An 18,679-nucleotide genomic window follows, 5' to 3' on the forward strand; every position below is an offset into this window, starting at 1 on the left:
CCGCCCGCATCCGCCCTTCGTGAGGGGTCTTACAGACCCTGGATGATCTCGCGCATGAGCGCGGCGGTCTCGGACGGCGTCTTGCCGACCTTCACGCCTGCGGCCTCGAGCGCTTCCTTCTTGGCCTGCGCGGTGCCCGCGGAGCCCGAGACGATCGCACCGGCGTGGCCCATCGTCTTGCCCTCGGGGGCGGTGAATCCGGCGACATAGCCGACGACGGGCTTCGTGACGTTCGCGCGGATGTAGTCGGCCGCGCGCTCCTCGGCGTCGCCGCCGATCTCGCCGATCATCACGATCGCCTTGGTCTCGGGGTCGGCTTCGAACGCCTCGAGCGCGTCGATGTGCGTCGTGCCGATGATCGGGTCGCCGCCGATGCCGATGGCGGTCGAGAAGCCCAGGTCGCGCAGCTCGAACATCATCTGGTAGGTCAGCGTGCCGGACTTCGACACGAGACCGATCGGGCCCTTGCCGGTGATGTTGGCGGGCGTGATGCCCACGAGCGACTCGCCGGGGGTGATGATGCCGGGGCAGTTCGGACCGATGATGCGGGTCTTGTTGCCCTTCTCGATCGCGTAGGCCCAGGCCTCGGCCGAGTCGCCGACCGGCACGCCCTCGGTGATGACCACGAGCAGCGGGATCTCGCTGTCGATGGCTTCGATCATGGCGTCCTTGGTGAACGCCGGCGGCACGAAGGCGATGGAGACATCGGCGCCCGTGGCCTCGATGGCCTCGGCGACGCTCGCGAAGACCGGCAGCTCAACGGGGTTGCCGTCCTTGTCGGTGTGCGAGACGGTCGTGCCGGCCTTGCGCGCGTTGACGCCGCCGACGACCTGGGTGCCCGCCTTCAGCATGAGAGCGGTGTGCTTGGTGCCCTCGCCGCCGGTGATGCCCTGGACGATGACCTTGGAGTCCTTGTTGAGGTAGATCGACATGTCTGTGTCCTTATCCGATGCGGGCGATCAGGCGGCGGCCAGCTCGGCGGCCTTGTCGGCGCCCTCGTCCATGCCTGCGGCGAGGGTCACGAGCGGGTTGTTCGCCGCGGCGAGGATCGCGCGGCCCTCCTCGACCTGGTTGCCGTCCAGGCGCACGACGAGGGGCTTGGTCGCGGTGTCGCCGAGGATCTCGAGCGCCTTGACGATGCCCTCCGCCACGGCGACGCACGAGGTGATGCCGCCGAAGACGTTGACGAAGACGCTCTTGACCTGCGGGTCGCCGAGGATGACGTCCAGGCCTGCCGCCATGACGGTGGCGGATGCACCGCCGCCGATGTCGAGGAAGTTCGCGGGCTTCACACCGCCGTGGTTCTCGCCGGCGTAGGCGACGACGTCGAGCGTGGACATGACCAGGCCTGCTCCGTTGCCGATGATGCCCACCTGACCGTCGAGCTTCACGTAGTTCAGGCCCGCAGCCTTGGCCTTCGCCTCGAGCGGGTCGGCCGCATCCTTGTCCTCGAGCTCTTCGTGCTCGGGATGGCGCACCTCGGTCGCGTTGTCGTCGAGGGTGACCTTGCCGTCGAGGGCGATGATGTCACCGTTGCCGTCGAGGATGAGGGGGTTCACCTCGACGAGGGTGGCGCCCTCGCCGGTGTAGACGGCGTAGAGCTTGACGAAGACGTCGGCGACCTTCTCGACGAGCTCCTCGGGGAAGTTCGCCGCGCGGGCGATCTCGACGGCCTTGGTCTTGTCGATGCCCGTCAGCGCGTTGACCTCGATACGTGCGAGCGCCTCGGGCTTCTCGACCGCGAGCTGCTCGATCTCCATGCCGCCCTCGACGCTGGCCAGCGACAGGTAGGAACGGTTGGAACGGTCGAGCAGGACCGAGAAGTAGAACTCCTTCTCGATGGATGCTCCCGCGGCGACCATGACGCGCTTGACGACGTGGCCCTTGATGTCGAGGCCCAGGATGGCCTTGGCCGCCTCATACGCCTCGTCGGGGGTCTTCGCGACCTTGACGCCGCCCGCCTTGCCGCGACCGCCCGTCTTGACCTGCGCCTTGACCACCACGACGCCGCCGAGCTTCTCGGCTGCCGCCTTCACCTCCTCGGGGGTGTCTGCGACGATGCCGGCGAGCACCGGCACCTCGTACTTCTCGAAAAGGTCTCGTGCCTGGTACTCGTACAGATCCACTGGGCTTCCTTCGCTGGTCCGAGGGAGGGTGACGCAAAACGTCTCGACGTCGAGATATCGACCAGTCCCCCAGCCTACTCCCCGTGCACGAGTGCTCCGTTCACGCCTGTGCAGACGAGGGCGGGCGCATACGCCGCAGATCCGACAGCGCGGGACCCTCGATCCGGCGCCCGTCTGGCGAGAAGCGCGAGGCGTGCAGCGGGCAGTCCCACGTGCACTCGGCGTCGTTCCAGGTCAGCACGCCTCCCAGATGCGGGCAGACGGCGGAGACGGCGCGGACCTCGCCGTCGACCCTCGAGACGCCGACGGGGCGTCCCGCATCCGCGCCGACGACGCCCTTGCCCTCGGAGGGGACGCGGGGCGGATGCCGGAGCGCGCCGGCCCAGCCATGAACCGCCTGCCCGCCGACTTTGGCGTTGTCCGCCGCCCCCTTGGCGAGATCCGCCGGCACGGTGATGCGGGTGCCGAGCCGGCGCATCCAGTCGGCACGCTCGCTCTCGCCGATGCCCTCGATCTCGGCGGCGATCCGCAGCGCGGCCGCGGGACCGTTCGTGAGGCCCCACTTCGCGTAGCCCGTCGCGAATCGCACGCGGCCACTGGTGCGGGGCATGACTCCGGCGAAGGGGATCAGATTGTGGGAGGTGTAGTCCTGGGCCGACCAACGGTGGGTCGGCACCGCCTCCGGCACGTGGCGCCGGGTCCAGGCGATCAGCTCCGCGACGCGGGCTCGTTCGGATGCGGCGCGCCCGACCGGGTGTCCGCCGCCCCCGACGATGAGCCGCGTCTGCTCCCACCGCCCGTCGCGCTCGGCCACGGTGCGCACCGATCTGCTCGGGGCGTCCGCGGAGAGGAACATGCCCTCCGGGAGGGCCACCTCGTCCGGCACGGCGAAGGCCACCGCGTACGAGCGCATCGCGGAGACCTTGGCGAAGTACAGACCGCGATCGAGCACCGCCGCGCCCGTCGCCAGCACGATGTTCTCGGCCGTCGCGTCGCCGCGGGCTGTATGCACCGTCGGCCGGTGGGAGGTGGAGACCCCCGTGGCGCGCACGCCGGTGTGCAGCGTGCCGCCCGCGGCGAGGAAGGCGAGTGCGAGGGCGTGCGCGGCCGCATCCGGGTCCATCCCCACCTGACCGTCCAGCGCGACGGCGGAGCGGGCGGGAAACGGCAGCTCGAGTTCGCCGGCCGCCGCCCACCGCACCGGCAGACCGGCCTCGTGAGCTGCCTCGAACTCCTCGCGCACGCGGGAGCGCCCGGCGTCGTGCTGTGCGTACGTGAAGGCCGTGCGCACCTCGTACGGCAGCCCCGCGCGATCGGCGAACGATCGCAGCCAGAGCTGCCCGTCCAGATTCGCCTGCACGTACGCGCGCACGAGCGAGGGCGAGTGGTGGGCGCGCAGCGTGGACAGCTGCGTCCCCTGCAGCAGCGAGACCTTGCCCGTGTTCGCGCCCGTCGCGAGCCCCGCGACATCGCGCGCCTCGAGCACCGCGACCTCGTGCCCGGACTCGGCCAGCAGCAGCGCCGTCGCGAGTCCGGTGATGCCCGCACCCACCACGACGATCTCGTGCGCACCGGGGATGAAGGGCGTCGCCGGGACGGTGCGCGCATGCTGCTTCCAGAGGGGATCCATGCGGCGCAGTCAACGCGCCCGGCGGCGGATGTCCGCGGGGCTTGACACGGCGGCGGAGACGACGGGCCGGCGCGGGAGCAGGTCTAGGCTTGCTCCGCAGATGAGTGAGACAGCTTCCCCCTCAGCCGCGCGTGACGATGTCGTCGCCGCGGCCCTCGACCTGTTCGCGCGGCAGGGTTTCGAGGCGACCTCCGTCGACCAGATCGCCCAGGCCGCCGGCATCTCGCGCTCCACGTTCTTCCGCCAGTTCGGCGGGAAGGACGACGTCGTCTTCGCCGATCACGAGCTCCTGCTCGACCGGCTGCGCGCCTACCTGGCCCGGCCGCATGAGAACCCTTGGGAAGCGGTCTGCGAGGCCTCGATGCAGGTCTACCGTCACTTCGCCGCTGACCCCGAGCTCGCCCGACGCCGGTACACCGTGGTGCGCGACGTGCCGGCGCTGCGCGACCGCGAGATCGTCACCGTGTTCCGCTACGAGCGACTCTTCGACGAGTATCTGCGCACGGCGCTGCCCGGCCTCGACCCCCTGGACGCGGTGAGCTTCGCGGCCCTCGTCACCGCGGTGCACAATCACGTGCTGCGCCGGCTCCTGCGCGGCCCCAAGAAGGTGCCCGCCTCGGCGCTGCGCCGAGCCCTCGACGACTGCCTCGACAAGTTCGGGGTCGGCGAGCGGGCCGCGGCCGCCGAAGACGACGTCGTGGTCGCCGTCTTCCCCCGTCGCATGCCGGCCGCGGAGATCGCGCGCCGCCTCCGCGACGACCTGCGCTGAGCGCCGCCTCCGCGACGAGCGGCGCGACGTCTGCACGATCCGTGGTGCAGACGTCATCTGATGTGACGGATGCGGCGCCGGATCCCGGATGCGCCGTGCACCCGTCGCGGCAGCCGCGGCGCGGCGCGGCGCGGCGACTCAGGGGGCGGGAAGCAGGGACAGCCCGTGGAGCAGGTCGCCGCGCGAGGCGGCCGCGCACACACGCACCCACCCCTCGCCCGAGGCACCGAACGCGGAACCGGGCGCGAGCGCGACGCGCTCGCTGCGCAGGAACTCCTCCGCCCACGCGCCGACGTCGCCGTCGGTCGCGTGGCGCAGATCGATCCAGAGGTAGAACGCACCATCGGGCACCCGGTAGGCGATGCCGCGCGCATCGAGCAGCGCGGTCGCCGCATCCAGGTTCTGCCGGTAGTGCGCGCGGGCGAGGGCGATGTTGCTCTGGTCACCGGTGAGCGCAGCCACGCCCGCACGCTGATCGGGCGCAGCCACGCACGCGATCATCGCCTCCTGCACCGTGCGGAGGGTCTGATCCATGCCGAGCGGGGTGATGAGGAACCCGACCCGCACCCCCGTCATGGCGTACGACTTCGAGAGGGAGAACACGCCCAGCACCCGCGGCTCGTCGCTCAGCGCGTCGAGCGCCGTCAGACTCACGTGCGGATCGCCCCACGTCAGCTCCGCGTACACCTCGTCGCTGATGATCCAGAGGTCGCGGCGCCGCGCGAGTTCGAGGATCCCGTGCGCGAGCCCGTCATCGATGACCGTGCCGAGCGGGTTCGACGGCGAGTTCACCACGATCGCCCGCGTCCGCGGCGTGATGAGCTCCTCGATGCGGTCGAGCTCCGGCAGGAAGTCGGCCTCCGGACGCAACGGGTACGGCACCGGTACCGCGCTCAGCATCCGCGGACTCATCGAGAAGGTCGTGTATCCGGGGTCGGGCACGAGCACCTCGTCGCCCGGCCCGAGAACCAGTCCCATCGCCTGGTGCAGCGCCTGCGTGCCGCCCACGGTGACCCAGACCCGCTCCGGCGACAGAGCGGCACCGTGGTTCGCGGTGAATCGATCGGCGAACGCCTGACGCAGCGCCGGGATGCCGGCATTGGCCACGTAGTCGGTCTCGTCCGCCTCCCAGGCGCGCGTGGCCGCCTCGATGATGTGCGCCGCCACGGGCACGTCGGGCTCGCCCACCGCGAGCATGGTGACATCGTCGAGGGTGAGCGCGATCTCGAAGATGCGGCGGATGCCGCTGGGGGGAACGGATCGCAGGTGGTCACTGAGGGCCGGCACCCGCTCAGGCTAACGCGTCGCCCCCTTCATCCGCGTGATGGAACTGAGTCCCAGAATTAGCGACACAGCGTGCCACGCGACTATCGTGTGCGCATGACCTCTCTGCCGGGCGACACCGCCGCCGCCTACGACGTGACCGGACGACGGGACACCGACTACTACGCCGTGTTCGCCGACATCCCCGCTGCCGACCGCGCCGTGTGGGAGCGTGCGAGGGGGTACGTCGACGAGGTCGGCGACCGGATGGTGGCCGCCTGGGACGAGAGCTCCTACCCGCTGGATCTCGTCACCCGGCTGGGCGAGCTCGATCTCTACAACGACGGCATCGAGCACCCGTCGCTCACGTACTTCTCGCCGCTGGCCGCGGGCCTGGTCAACATGGAGGTGTCACGGGGCGACGGTTCGCTCGGCACGGTGATCGCGGTGCAGGGCGGCCTGGCCCTGCGCACCCTCGCCCTGTTCGGCTCCGCCGCGCAGCAGGAGCGGTGGCTCGAGCCGCTCGCGCGCGGTGAGGTGCTGGGCTCCTTCGCCCTCACCGAGCCCGACCACGGATCGGACTCCGTCTCCCTCGAGACCGTCGCCCGCCGCGACGGCGATGAATGGGTCCTGCGCGGCGCGAAGAAGTGGATCGGCAACGGGGCATCCGGCGGCATCACGTTCGTCTGGGCGCGGGTCGACGATGCCGCCGCCGCCGAGCACGGCGCCGTGCGCTGCTTCCTGGTCCCGCAGGAGACTCCGGGCTACACGGGCACGGTGATCGCCGGCAAGGCGTCGCTGCGCGGCATCCATCAGGCGCACATCGCACTGGATGACGTGCGTCTGCCGGCGGATGCGGTGCTTCCCGGCACCCGCAGCTTCAAGGACGCGTCGACGGTGCTGTACTCCACCCGCTCCGGCGTGGCGTGGTCGGCGCTCGGGCATGCCACGGCCTGTTACGAGGCCGCGCTCTCGTACGCCGAGCAGCGTGTGCAGTTCGGCAAGCCCCTCGTGAAGTTCCAGATGGTGCAGGAGCGGCTCACGCAGATGCTCGACGAGCTGACGGCGATGCAGCTCTACTGCAGGCGGATGGCGGATCTCGAGACCACGGGCGCGCTGCGTCCGACGCAGGCCTCCCTCGCGAAGTACCACAACACCCGCGCCGCGCGCCGCGTCGCCCAGACCGCGCGCGACCTCATGGGCGGCAACGGCATCCTGCTCGAGAACCGCGTGATCCAGCACATGGCCGACATCGAGGCCATCCACACCTACGAGGGCACCGAGAGCGTGCAGGCGCTGCTGATCGGGCGCGACATCACGGGCACCGGCGCCTTCGTCTGAGCCCACTGCCGCCCCGACACCCGCTCGTCAAGACGCAGACGCCGGTCGGATGCGGCCGATACGGTCGTCGCATGGGACTGTTCCGCCGCGCACCGCAGGAGGTGACGTTCACCTCCCGCGAGGTCGAGCTCACCGCACACCGGGCTCCGTGGAGCCTTTGGGGCGATGCGTTCGGGCGCCTCGCGATCCGTGGGCTGCAGATCATCGTGATCGTCGCCATCGTGGCCGGCGCCATCTGGGGCATCCGCCAGGTCACGGTCGTCGTCATCCCCCTCATCCTCGCCCTCATCTTCGCCTCGGCCTTCGCGCCGGTCATGACGTGGATGCGCCGTAGAGGCGTCCCCTCGATCCTGGCGACCCTCCTCACGCTGCTCACCGTCGTCGTGCTGCTCACCGGACTCGGGTGGATCATCGTGTGGGCGGTCCGCGACCAGTGGGACGACCTCTCGTCGCAGGCGCAGGGCGGCTTCCAGCAGCTGCTCGACTGGGTCAACACGCTGCCGTTCGCCCCGACGTCGGCCCAGATCGACGAGTGGATGGGGCAGCTCGGCGACTTCGTGACGAGTGCGCAGTTCGGAAGCGGTGCCCTCGCCGGCGTGAGCGCCGTCGCGAGCTTCGTCACGGGGCTGGTCCTGATGGTCGTGATCCTGTTCTTCTTCCTCAAGGACGGCCCGCGGATGTGGGAGTTCCTGCTGCGTCCGTTCCACGGCACGTCGTACGTGCGCGCGCGGCGTATCGGCGACAAGTCGGTGCAGGTGCTCGGCTCGTACGTACGCGGCACGGCGGCGGTCGCCTTCGTCGACGCCGTCGGCATCCTGATCGGCCTGCTCATCCTGCAGGTGCCCCTGGCCATCCCGCTGGCGGTGCTGGTGTTCCTGCTCGCCTTCATCCCGATCGTCGGAGCGGTCACGGCGGGTGCGCTGGCGGCGCTGGTCGCGCTGGTGGCCAACGGACCGGTCATCGCGCTGATCGTCGTGGGCGTCGTGATCGCCGTCAATCAGCTCGAGGGCAACTTCCTGCAGCCGGTGCTCATGGGCAGGTCGATGAAGCTGCATTCGTTCGTCGTGCTGGTGGTGCTCGCCGGAGGCACCGCGATCGGCGGCATCCTCGGCACCCTTCTCGCCGTGCCGCTGACCGCGGTCGTCTGGGGAATCGTCCAGGTCTGGGACGGCCCCGACACCCCGGCGAAGTGGGCGAGGCCCAAGAAGCGAGAGCACCGGGTCGCGGCGGGCGACGCGACGGCCTGAGGAGCGCACCGTGCGGTATGAGATCCCCGCTCCCATGCTCGCCAAGGCGGTCAAGGACGTCCCGGATGCGGCCGGCTGGAGCTTCGAGCCCAAGTGGGACGGCTTCCGGGTGCTCGCCGCGTGGGACGGGGAGAGCGTGGAGCTGGGATCGCGGGGCGCGAAGCCGCTCACCCGGTACTTCCCCGAGCTTGTCGAGGCGCTTGCGCGGGTGCTGCCCGAGCCGTGCCTGATCGACGGCGAGATCGTCATTGCGACCGGACCCCCGGGCGCGCAGCGGCTGGACTGGGAGGCACTGAGCCAGCGCATCCACCCCGCCGCCTCCCGCGTCGCGAAGCTGGCGGACGAGACGCCCGCCCTTCTCATCGCCTTCGACCTGCTGGCTCGCGGCGACCGCGATCTGCGCGACGCACCGTTCGCCGAGCGTCGCGCCGAGCTCGAAGACCTGTTGGCGGGTGTCGAGCCACCCGTGCACCTGACCCGCACGACCGCCGATCCCGCGATCGCTCGGCGCTGGCTCGCGGAGTTCGAAGGCGCGGGTCTGGACGGCGTCGTCGCCAAGCGCCTCGACGACGCCTACCAGCCGAACAAGCGCACGATGCTGAAGATCAAGCACGCCCGCACCGCCGACGTCGTCGCACTCGGCTACCGCGTGCACAAGAGCGGCGTCGGGGTGGGCTCCCTGCTGGTCGGGCTCTATGACCGCGACGGACGCCTGCGCAACGTGGGCGGCGTGTCGGCGTTCACCGACGCGCGGCGTCGGGAGCTCGTCGACGAGCTGGCGCCGCTGGTCGAGCGCGACGAGACGGGCGAGGCGGTGACGGGCGCGACCGAGCGGTCGCGATTCGCCGCGTCCAAGGACGTGTCGTTCGTGCGGCTGCGGCCGGAGCGGGTGCTCGAGGTGCGCTACGACCAGCTCGAGGGGATGCGGTTCCGGCATACCGTGCAGTTCGAGCGCTGGCGTCCCGACCGCGAGGCGTCATCGTGTACCTTCTCACAACTGGAGCAGGTCTCGGCCTACGACCTGGGCGACGTGCTGGACTGACTCGTCACTCCCCCGAACGCGCACGGCTCGGCTGAACGCGCGGCGGCTCCCCCGGCATCTTCGGGAACTCGGGCGGGAAGGGCAACTCGCCGAGGCCGTCGTCGAGGTCGCGCTGCCACCACTCGAGCAGGACGTCGATGTGCCCGGGGTCGCGGGCGATGTGCTCCCACGGGTCGCCGATCTCCGCGAGGCGGCGCGGCACGGTACGCACCGTGAAGGCGTGGGGGTCGACGGTGGGCAGCTCGTCCCAGGTGATGGGCGTGGCCACCGTCGCATCGGGTAGTGCCCGCGGGCTGTACGCGCCGGCCATCGTCCGGTCGCGATTGGTCTGGTTGAAGTCCACGAAGATGCGCTGCCCCCGCTCTTCCTTCCACCAGTTCATCGTCACCCGCTCGGGCGCGCGGCGGGCGAGTTCCCGGCCTGCGGCGATCGCAGCATGGCGCACATCGAGGAACTCGTGCGTCGGCTCGATCGGGCAGAAGAGGTGGATGCCGCGGTTGCCGCTCGTCTTGATCCAGGAGTCGAGACCGGCCTCCGCCAGCACCTCGCGCATGAGCGGCGCGACGGCGGCAGCATCCGCGAAGTCCGTGCCGGGCTGGGGGTCGAGATCGATCCGCAGCTCGACGGGGCGATCGGGGTCGGCCGCGAGCGAGGCCCACGGATGGAAGACGACCGTGTTCATCTGCACGGCCCACACCAGCGCCGCGGGCTCGGTGAGCACGACCTGCGGATGGCTGCGCCCGCTGTTGTAGGTGACGCTCACCGCGTCGACGTAGTCCGGGGTGCCCTTGGGCGGATTCTTCGAGAAGAAGGCCTCGCCGTCGATGCCGTCGCGGAACCGCTCGAGCGATACCGGACGGTGCCCGTTCGCGCGCAGGAACGGCTCGGACACGGCCAGGATGTAGTCGACGAGCTCACGCTTCGTGATGCCCGCCGCCGGCCACACCTCGCGGGACGGACTCGAGACGGAGATCTCCCGGTCGCCATCGGGCCCGGGCACGATCACGGTGGTGCGTTCGCTCGCCATGACCCGACCCTAGGGGTGCCGGCTCGCGCCCCGCATCCCCCTTGCGCGTGGTCGGCGCGCACCCCAGCCCGGGGACGAAGACCCCAGCCCGGGTTTGGTGCGGATGCGGGCGTCAGGCGCCCAGGGCGAGCACCGGCGCGAGCTGCGCGCGGCTGAGGCGGATCCAGGGTCCGGCGGGGTTCACGATCACGCCCGAGATGCCGTCGTCGGAGCGCAGCGCACGGGCGAGCTGTTCGGGCGTGACCTTGGCAGGCTGGTCTCCGCGGCCGAGGGCGACGAGCTCCAGCGGGTGGGAGAAGAGCTCGAGGATGCGCTCCCCCTCTGTCGTGCGGAGTTCGGCGATGCCGATGCGGTCGCCCTCGCCGCGTCGCGCGGCGACCCAGACCGGTGCGTAGGTGAGCGCGTCGGCGACGTCGCCCGCGGTCTCGTCGGTGCGATCCGCGGCGAGCAGCGTCTTCACGGCCAGATGCGGGTCGAGGTCGGCGAGGGCCTTCTCGATCAGGGGCTTCGGCAGGATGGCGGATCCGGGGCGCGACGCGTGGTCGACCGCGATGCCGCCGAACTCGCCCGCGACGATCTGACGCAGCAGGCTGATCACGGGCTGTGCCAGCGCCGAGGTGGACGCGTCGCCGTCGGCACGCACCGCATCCTGCAGCGCGCGGCCGCTGGAGTACACGAGCATGTACTTCTGCTCCTGGTACGTGATCACCGAGGTCGGCAGGTTGTCGCCCTTGGCGAGGAGTTCGCGGGCGTCGCCCTGCACGCGGATGTAGACGTGCCCCTGCAGCAGCTGACGTGCGACGTTCATCAGCTCGACCGGCTGCGCCTTCTCGGGCAAGGCCGCGAGGGCGTCGCGCAAGAGGACGTTGTCACGCAGGCCCGGCACGGTCTCGAGGTCTTTCGACGCCTCGGCGGCGGGCGATGCGAGGTGCGGAGGCCTGGCGGCGGCCATGGCGGAGACGCCTTCTGGCATGACGGGGACCGCATCCGGTGTGCGGTTCTCACCGAAGGTGCTGACCGAGATCGGCACGTGGGGGACGTTCTCCGTCGGCGCCTCGGGTGCCGCCTCGGCCGCAGCGGACGCGGCCGCATCCCGTTCGGGTTCTTCGGAGGGCTTGGGTCGGCGCGAGAAGAGAGCCATTCGGCCAGCCTAACCGCGCGGCGCGGTGCGCGCCGGGGGTGTGACTCAGATCTTCTCGATCGGCGCGATCTTGATCAGCAGCTTCTTGGCTCCGGCACTGTCGAAGCGCACATGCGCGATGCGCTTGGCGCCCTCGCCCGTCACCGCGTCGATGCGTCCTTCGCCGAAGTCCTCGTGACGGATGCGGTCGCCCGCCGCCAGCTCGAGGTCGCTGTTGTCGCGCACCTTGGCGGGGATCTTGTTCGCGAACCGCTCGAGCGAGGTCGACTTGGGCAGCAGCGGCGGATTGTCGTCGCGACGCGAACCCCACCCACCGGGCCGACGGGCGTTGAGGGCGCGCGATTGCGCGCCGCCGCGGGAGTTGACGTCGCCGGGCGACTGGCGCCAGTCGATGAGCTCGGCCGGGATCTCCTGCAGGAACCGGCTCGGCATCGCGACCGTGACCTCGCCGAACTGCGCGCGGGTCATCGCGAGCGTGAGGTGCAGGAGCTTGCGCGCGCGGGTGACGCCCACGTAGAAGAGGCGGCGCTCTTCGGCGGGCCCGCCGGGCTCGTTGGCCGAGATACGGTGCGGGATCAGGTCTTCTTCGACGCCCGTGAGGAAGACGGCGTCGAACTCGAGTCCCTTCGCGGTGTGCAGCGTCATGAGTGACACGGAGCCGGACGCGTCGTCGAGGTCGTCCGCGTCGGCGACGAGCGCGACCTCGGTGAGGAAGTCGCTGATGGTGCCCTGCGGGTTGTTGCGGGCGAACTCGCGCGCCACGGCGACGAACTCGTCGAGGTTCTCGAGGCGGGCCTCGTCCTGCGGGTCGCGGCTGGCACGCAGCGCGTCGGAGTATCCGCTCTTGCTCAGCAGCAGCGAGAGCGCCTCGGCGACCGCCGTGGGCGGCGCATCCTGCCCCTCGGGCAGCAGCAGCGCCGTCGCCTCGGTGAGCACCCGGTCGAGCTGGGTGATCGCCGCCTGGATCTTGGGCCCGACGCCCAGCGCCTCCGGCGAGGCGAGCGCCTCGCGGAACGTGATCTGGTTGTCCTCCGCGAAGCGCGCGATGGCCGTCTCCGTGACGTCGCCGATGCCGCGACGCGGCTTGTTCAGGATGCGTCGCACCGCCATCTCGTCGGCGGGGTTGGCCACGGCGATGAGGTAGGCGAGCGCGTCCTTGATCTCGGCACGCTCGTAGAACTTCGTACCGCCCATGATCTTGTAGGGCAGAGCCGAGCGGATGAAGATCTCCTCCAGCGCACGGGACTGCGAGTTGGTGCGGTAGAAGACGGCGATGTCGGAGTACGCCGTGCCGGCGCGGTGGATCTTCTCGATCTCGTCGGCGACGAACTGGGCCTCGTCGTGCTGCGAGTAGCCGGTGAAGCCGACGATGAGCTCGCCCGCCCCCACATCCGTCCAGAGCTTCTTGTCCTGCCGGTCGAAGTTGTTGCGGATGACCGCGTTGGCCGCCGAGAGGATGTTCTGGGTCGAGCGGTAGTTCTGCTCGAGCAAAACGACCTTCGCACCCGGGAAGTCGCGCTCGAACTCGCTGATGTTGCGGATGTCGGCGCCGCGGAAGGCGTAGATCGACTGGTCGGAGTCGCCCACGACGGTGAGGGAGGCTGCTTCCACCTCGGGCGCCTTGTCGGGCTCGAAGATCATCATGCCGCCCGCGGAATACGATTCGCCCTCGCCCGAGACCGGGCGGGTGAGTTCCCGGATGAGCGAGTACTGGGCGTGGTTGGTGTCCTGGTACTCGTCGACGAGGATGTGGCGGAATCGGCGACGGTACGTGTCGGCCACCTGGGGGAACGCACGGAAGAGGAAGACCGTCTGCGCGATGAGGTCGTCGAAGTCGAACGCGTTGGCCCGGCGGAGCGCACGCTGATAGTCGCCGAAGACCTCGACGAACACCCGCTCGGCGGGGTCGCTCATGTTCGCCTGGCGCGCGTAGCCCTCCGCATCCTGCAGCTCGTTCTTGAGCTTGGAGATACGGCTCTGGACAGCTGCGGGGGTGAGACCGAACGCGTCGGCCTCGTGTTCCTTGACGAGCCGTTTGATGAGCGCTCGCGAGTCGCCGGAGTCGTAGATCGTGAACGAGCTCGTGAACCCGAACTGCTGCGCCTCGCGGCGGAGGATGCGGACGCAGGCGGAGTGGAAGGTCGAGATCCACATGCCGCGAGCGCTGTCGCCCACGAGCTGCTCGACGCGCTCGCGCATCTCCCCCGCCGCCTTGTTCGTGAAGGTGATGGCGAGGATCTGGCTCGGCCACGCCTCGCGCGAGCGCAGCAGCGAGGCGATGCGGTGGGTGAGCACGCGGGTCTTGCCGGAGCCTGCGCCGGCGACGATGAGCAGCGCCGGCCCGCGATAGATCACGGCCTCCCGCTGCGGGCCGTTGAGGCCGACGAGGAGGTCGGCGTCGGGACGTGCGGAATCGCCGGCGGGGCGAGCGCCGTCACCGCCGATGATGAGGGGCGTGGAGGCGTCGGTCATGTCCCCTCAAGTCTAGGCGCGACCGCCGACACCCGCCCGGGTCGGCGGTCGCGCCTGCTTCTCCGCATTGGTGACCCGCGCCGGCACCGGCACCCGGCGCCGCGACATCTGCACGGCCGATCGCCGGTACGCCGCCACATCCGCCTCACACGGTCGCAGCAGCCCCACCGATCGTGCAGACGTCGCAACGTGGCGGCGCCGAAGGCCGCACCGCTGGCCCGATCCCGTGACACGGTGACGCACGGGGTCATCTTGTGACATGCACTGGCGCGGGCCGGGACCCCGGGTTAGCGTCGAGGCATCGCGGCGATCCGGGTGGTCCCGGGCTCCGGTTCATACCCGGGAGCGTTGCGGGTTCGACTCCCGCCGTCGCGTCCAGATCGCTCCGACCTCGGATGCAGTACGCCCCGCGTCAGCCCTGCCGCCCCTTGAATCGGGGGTTGAGCTTGTTGATGACGAACACCTTGCCGCGTCGGCGCACGACCTGGGCGCCGGGCTGGTTCTTCAGGGACTTGAGCGAGGCACGGACTTTCACAGCCACTCCTTATTGATGACGGTTCTCAACTACAGGTTATGCTGAGTGCTCAGCCCGAGCAACTGGAGAGGACCGGCATGGAATCGATCCCTGTCGCCATCACCGGGGTGTGCGCACCCGAACGCCACCTCTTCGCCGAACGCGCCGCCGCGAGTCTCGGCCGCCGTCTGGTCTGGGCCTACGGCGGCCCGCGGCATACGACGTCGCACCGTCCGCAGGGATTCTGGGCGGGCGGCAGCGATCAGCTCGCCCTCTTCGACTGCGCGACCGACCTCGATCCGCTGCACTTCAGCGGCGCGTTCGACACACCGCCCGCGCTGGTGTGCGTCATCGATGCTCCGCACATGGTGCAGGATCTGCGTGACGGCTCCGCGCTGCGCGCAGACGCCCCGCCGGGCGACGACCGCGGCGATCACGGCGCCCGCGCGCGGCAGGCGGCGGGCGTTCATCGAGAGCGCGCACGTCATCGCGTTCGTCAACTGGGAGGGCGTCGAGACGCCGAGACTCGCGATGCTCATGGCGCTCGCCTCGCATCTGAATCCCCTGGCCCGCATCCGTCTCACGCGCGACCCGCACGAGGACGTCCGCGCGGCGCTCGCGACGGACACATCGCTCCCCGTGGGCGAGCGCGCAGGATGGGTGCGGATGCTGAACGATGAGCACGATCCGCATATGACGGATCGCCGCGTGACGACCTTCCGCTACGAACAGCTCCGCCCGTTCCACCCGGAACGTCTCGTGCGCGCGCTCGACGACGAGATCGACGCGCGCCGATGGGGGCTCGTGCTGCGTTCGGTCGGCTTCTGCCGCCTGGCGACCCGCCAGGGCATGCTCGCGCGCTGGGAGCAGGTCGGTTCCGCCATGTGGCTCGACCCGCTCCGCACGCGCGACGCCTACAGCTGCATCGGGCAGGAGATCGCCGTCACCGGGCTCGACCTGAACGCGGGTGCGCTCGCGCGAGCCCTGGACGACGCGGCCCTGACGGATGCGGAGATGGATGCGGGCCCCGAGGCCTGGGAGCTGTTCACCGATCCGTTGCCCGCGTGGCCGGTGGAGGCGTGATCAGAGCGCCCGGAGGATGTCCTCCACGCGCTGCTTCGCGTCGCCGAACAGCATCTGCGTGTTCTCGCGGAAGAACAGCGGGTTCTCGACGCCCGCGTAGCCGGACGCCATCGAGCGTTTGAAGACGACGACCTGGCGCGCCTCCCAGACTCGGACGACCGGCATCCCCGCGATGGGGCTCGAGGGGTCCTCGGCCGCGGAGGGGTTCACGGTGTCGTTGGCGCCGATCACCAGCACGACCGAGGTCTGCGCCAGGTCGTCGTTGATCTCGTCCATCTCCAGCACGATGTCGTAGGGCACCTTCGCCTCCGCGAGGAGCACGTTCATGTGTCCGGGCAGGCGTCCGGCGACGGGATGGATGCCGAAGCGCACCTCGATCTCCTTCGCCCGCAGCCGTTCGACGAGCTCCGCGACCGGGTACTGCGCCTGAGCGACGGCCATGCCGTAGCCCGGCACGATCACGACGCTGTCGGCGTCGGCCAGCATCTCCGCCACCGACTCCGCATCCGTCTCCCCGTGCTCGCCGGCCTCCGACGCCTGCCCGGATGCGGCCGGGGCACCGAAACCGCCCGCGATGACGGCCAGCAGTGAACGGTTCATCGCCTTGCACATGAGGAAGGAGAGGTACGCGCCGGAGGAGCCGACGAGAGCACCGGTGATGATCAGCAGGTCGTTGTCGAGGAGGAACCCCGCGGCGGCCGCGGCCCAGCCGGAGTAGCTGTTGAGCATCGAGACGACGACCGGCATGTCGCCGCCGCCGATGGAGGCGACGAGGTGCCAGCCGAGTGCCAGCGCAAGCACGGTCACCGCGATCAGCAGCCCCAGCGTCGGTGTGAGGACGTACCAGAGCGTGAGCGCGGCGAACACGACCAGCGCGCCGAGGTTGAGCGCGTTGCGCCCCGGCAGAGTCAGCGGCTTGGACGGCATCCGACCCGAGAGCTTGAGGTACGCGACGAGGGAGCCGGTGAAGGTGACGCCGCCGATGAACACCCCGACGAAGACCTCGCCGTGGTGGATGTCGCGGAGCGCTCCTGTGAGCCCGCCGTCGTGCAGGTGCCCATTCCAGCCCACGAGCACGGCCGCAAGCCCCACGAAGCTGTGCAGCAGTGCGATGAGCTCCGGCATGCCGGTCATCTCGACCGAGCGGGCGCGCCAGAGTCCGATCGCGGCTCCCACGGCGACCGCGGCGACCAGCAGCGGGAGACCGAGGGCGGCGGCACCGGACGCGAAGGCGCCGGTGGCGGCCGCGACGACCGTCGCCACCAGCGCGATGGCCATGCCCGCGATGCCCGATGCGGCGCCGGCGCGCGCCGTCTCGTGACGGCTGAGTCCCGCGAGACTCAGGATGAAGAGGATCGCCGCGACCAGGTAGGCGGCGTTAGCGACGGCGTTCGCGGTCATCGGCTCTGCCCCTTCGAGAACATCGCGAGCATGCGACGGGTGACCGCGAAGCCTCCGAAGACGTTGATGCTGGCCAGCAGCACCGCGACGGCGGCGAGGATCTGCACGATCGGCTCCGGCACCGTGAGCTGCGTGATCGCGCCGACCACGATGATCCCCGAGATCGCGTTCGTCACACTCATGAGCGGGGTGTGCAGAGCGTGGTGCACCTTGCCGATCACGTAGTAGCCCACGACGATCGACAGCGCGAGCACCGTCATGTGCTGCGGCAGCGGCGCCGGGGCGAAGGTCACGACGGCGAACAGAGCGAGGGCGGCCAGCACGAGCAGCAGGAGCTTCCGCCCGCGCCGCGGTGGCGGCGGTTCGGCGACGGATGCAGCCGGCGCCGGCGAGGCGACGGGCGCAGCGGACACGGCGACGGGCGGCGGCGGCCAGAGCACCTCGCCTCCCGCAGCGACCGTCACGGAACGCTGCACGACGTCATCCATATCCAGGACGAGCAGGCCGTCCTTGCCTGGTGTGAGCAGACGCAGCAGGTTGAGCACGTTCGTGCCGTACAGCTGCGAGGACTGCGCGGGCAGGCGCCCGGCGAGGTCGGTGTAGCCGAGGATGACGACGCCGTTCTCGGTCACGACGCGCTGGTCGGCGACCGAGCCCTCGACATTGCCGCCGTGCCCTGCCGCCATGTCGACGATCACGCTGCCGGGTCGCATCCGCGCGACATCCTCGGCCGTGATCAGCCGCGGCGCGGCGCGCCCGGGGATGAGCGCCGTGGTGATCACGATGTCGACCTCGGCCGTCTGTGCGCTGTACAGCCGGGCGGCGGCACGGTCGTACTCCTCGCTCGTCGCGCGCGCATAGCCGTCGCTCGAGACGGAGTGTGAGGTCACCGTCACCGGGAGGTACTCGCCGCCGATGGAGCGCACCTGATCGGCGACCTCCGGGCGCGGGTCGGTCGCGCGCACGATCGCTCCGAGGCTGGATGCGGTGCCGATGGCGGCGAGGCCGGCGACGCCCGCCCCGGCGACGAGGACTTTGGCCGGCGGCACCTTGCCGGCGGCCGTCACCTGACCGGTGAAGAAACGACCGAACTCGTTCGCCGCCTCGACCACGGCTCGGTAGCCGGAGATGTTGGCCATGGAGCTGAGGACGTCCATCGACTGGGCGCGCGAGATGCGGGGGATCGCATCCATCGCGAGCGCCGTCACGCCCTGCGCCGCCAGCCGGTCCACCAGGTCGGGGTTCAGGGCGGGAGCGAGCTGGGTGATGAGCATCGCACCCTCACGCAGCCGCGCGATCTCGTCCGTGCTCGGAGCGTCCACACCGAGCACGATGTCCGCACCCCACGCTTCGAGCGGGTCTCCGATCGCCGCCCCTGCATCGCGGTAGGACGTGTCGGGAAAGGCCGCGCGCGCGCCGGCATCCGCTTCGACGACGACCTCGTAGCCGAGAGCGATCAGCTTGCCGACGGTTTGCGGCGTCGCCGCGACGCGGTTCTCACCGTCGCCCTCCGAGACGATGCCGATGCGGGTCATGGGGCGACTCCTCGTGCAGGGTGGGGCGGTGGGGGCGCGGCGAGCCGCTGCTCTCATCCGAGCATGCCGAACCCGATTCGCGCCAGCA

The 18,679-nt window shown here is 70.5% G+C and carries 15 protein-coding genes and 1 tRNA gene; 6 read left to right on the forward strand and 10 right to left on the reverse strand.

The features are described 5' to 3' along the window. Nucleotides 1–29 precede the first annotated feature (29 nt). The 3 genes from sucD to QE374_RS05625 all read right to left on the reverse strand — a co-directional run bounded on the left by sucD (nucleotide 30) and on the right by QE374_RS05625 (nucleotide 3,756). Nucleotides 30–932, reverse strand: coding sequence for a succinate--CoA ligase subunit alpha (sucD, locus tag QE374_RS05615; RefSeq protein ID WP_137416260.1), 903 nt, complete (start codon nucleotides 930–932; stop codon nucleotides 30–32). A gap of 27 nt (nucleotides 933–959) precedes the next feature. Next, nucleotides 960–2,126, reverse strand: coding sequence for an ADP-forming succinate--CoA ligase subunit beta (sucC, locus tag QE374_RS05620; RefSeq protein ID WP_137416259.1), 1,167 nt, complete (start codon nucleotides 2,124–2,126; stop codon nucleotides 960–962). 100 nt (nucleotides 2,127–2,226) lie between these two features. Continuing rightward, nucleotides 2,227–3,756, reverse strand: coding sequence for an FAD-dependent oxidoreductase (locus QE374_RS05625; protein WP_309732914.1), 1,530 nt, complete (start codon nucleotides 3,754–3,756; stop codon nucleotides 2,227–2,229). 100 nt (nucleotides 3,757–3,856) lie between these two features. On the opposite strand from QE374_RS05625, the gene QE374_RS05630 reads away from it, so the two are divergent. Beyond that, nucleotides 3,857–4,525: a helix-turn-helix domain-containing protein gene (locus tag QE374_RS05630; protein WP_309732916.1), complete on the forward strand. Its 669-nt coding sequence runs from the start codon at nucleotides 3,857–3,859 to the stop codon at nucleotides 4,523–4,525. A gap of 138 nt (nucleotides 4,526–4,663) precedes the next feature. Here QE374_RS05630 and QE374_RS05635 read toward each other — a convergent pair whose 3' ends face one another. Further along, complete coding sequence (locus QE374_RS05635; protein ID WP_309732918.1) at nucleotides 4,664–5,812, reverse strand: pyridoxal phosphate-dependent aminotransferase; 1,149 nt, start codon at nucleotides 5,810–5,812, stop codon at nucleotides 4,664–4,666. A gap of 93 nt (nucleotides 5,813–5,905) precedes the next feature. Between QE374_RS05635 and QE374_RS05640 the strand changes: the two genes are divergently transcribed. From QE374_RS05640 to QE374_RS05650, 3 genes are all read left to right on the forward strand, one after another. Further along, a complete protein-coding gene (locus QE374_RS05640; protein ID WP_309732919.1) occupies nucleotides 5,906–7,129 on the forward strand; it encodes an acyl-CoA dehydrogenase family protein in 1,224 nt (407 codons plus the stop codon). Between the two features lie 71 nt (nucleotides 7,130–7,200). Continuing rightward, nucleotides 7,201–8,376 (forward strand): AI-2E family transporter, encoded by a 1,176-nt coding sequence (locus QE374_RS05645; RefSeq protein ID WP_309732921.1) that lies wholly within the window; start codon nucleotides 7,201–7,203, stop codon nucleotides 8,374–8,376. Nucleotides 8,377–8,410: 34 nt separating this feature from the next. Next, nucleotides 8,411–9,418, forward strand: coding sequence for an ATP-dependent DNA ligase (locus QE374_RS05650; RefSeq protein ID WP_396653343.1), 1,008 nt, complete (start codon nucleotides 8,411–8,413; stop codon nucleotides 9,416–9,418). Nucleotides 9,419–9,422: 4 nt separating this feature from the next. Here the strand turns inward: QE374_RS05650 and ligD are convergent, their stop codons facing one another. The 3 genes from ligD to QE374_RS05665 form a co-directional block, all read right to left on the reverse strand. Beyond that, nucleotides 9,423–10,445, reverse strand: coding sequence for a non-homologous end-joining DNA ligase (gene ligD / locus QE374_RS05655; protein WP_309732925.1), 1,023 nt, complete (start codon nucleotides 10,443–10,445; stop codon nucleotides 9,423–9,425). Nucleotides 10,446–10,557: 112 nt separating this feature from the next. Next, nucleotides 10,558–11,586, reverse strand: coding sequence for an SseB family protein (locus tag QE374_RS05660; RefSeq protein WP_309732927.1), 1,029 nt, complete (start codon nucleotides 11,584–11,586; stop codon nucleotides 10,558–10,560). A 45-nt stretch (nucleotides 11,587–11,631) separates the two neighbouring features. Beyond that, nucleotides 11,632–14,058 (reverse strand): UvrD-helicase domain-containing protein, encoded by a 2,427-nt coding sequence (locus QE374_RS05665; RefSeq protein ID WP_309732931.1) that lies wholly within the window; start codon nucleotides 14,056–14,058, stop codon nucleotides 11,632–11,634. A 302-nt stretch (nucleotides 14,059–14,360) separates the two neighbouring features. Here QE374_RS05665 and QE374_RS05670 point away from each other — a divergent pair. Beyond that, nucleotides 14,361–14,436 (forward strand) — tRNA-Met (locus QE374_RS05670). A 34-nt stretch (nucleotides 14,437–14,470) separates the two neighbouring features. On the opposite strand, the gene ykgO is transcribed toward QE374_RS05670, so the two are convergent. Beyond that, complete coding sequence (gene ykgO, locus QE374_RS05675; protein ID WP_137416250.1) at nucleotides 14,471–14,593, reverse strand: type B 50S ribosomal protein L36; 123 nt, start codon at nucleotides 14,591–14,593, stop codon at nucleotides 14,471–14,473. A 360-nt stretch (nucleotides 14,594–14,953) separates the two neighbouring features. On the opposite strand from ykgO, the gene QE374_RS05680 reads away from it, so the two are divergent. Continuing rightward, nucleotides 14,954–15,655, forward strand: coding sequence for a GTP-binding protein (locus QE374_RS05680; RefSeq protein WP_309732934.1), 702 nt, complete (start codon nucleotides 14,954–14,956; stop codon nucleotides 15,653–15,655). Here the strand turns inward: QE374_RS05680 and pntB are convergent, their stop codons facing one another. Together pntB and QE374_RS05690 are read right to left on the reverse strand one after the other, a co-directional pair. Further along, nucleotides 15,656–17,056, reverse strand: a complete 1,401-nt coding sequence (gene pntB, locus QE374_RS05685) for a Re/Si-specific NAD(P)(+) transhydrogenase subunit beta (protein ID WP_309732935.1) — start codon at nucleotides 17,054–17,056, stop codon at nucleotides 15,656–15,658. It abuts the gene before it with no gap. Then, entirely contained in the window at nucleotides 17,053–18,591 is a 1,539-nt protein-coding gene (locus QE374_RS05690; RefSeq protein ID WP_309732936.1) for a Re/Si-specific NAD(P)(+) transhydrogenase subunit alpha, read from the reverse strand. The genes pntB and QE374_RS05690 overlap by 4 nt, the downstream gene beginning before the upstream one ends. Nucleotides 18,592–18,679: the final 88 nt, after the last annotated feature.

The organism is Microbacterium sp. SORGH_AS_0428 (genome assembly GCF_031453615.1).
In the GTDB taxonomy this organism is placed as follows: domain Bacteria; phylum Actinomycetota; class Actinomycetes; order Actinomycetales; family Microbacteriaceae; genus Microbacterium.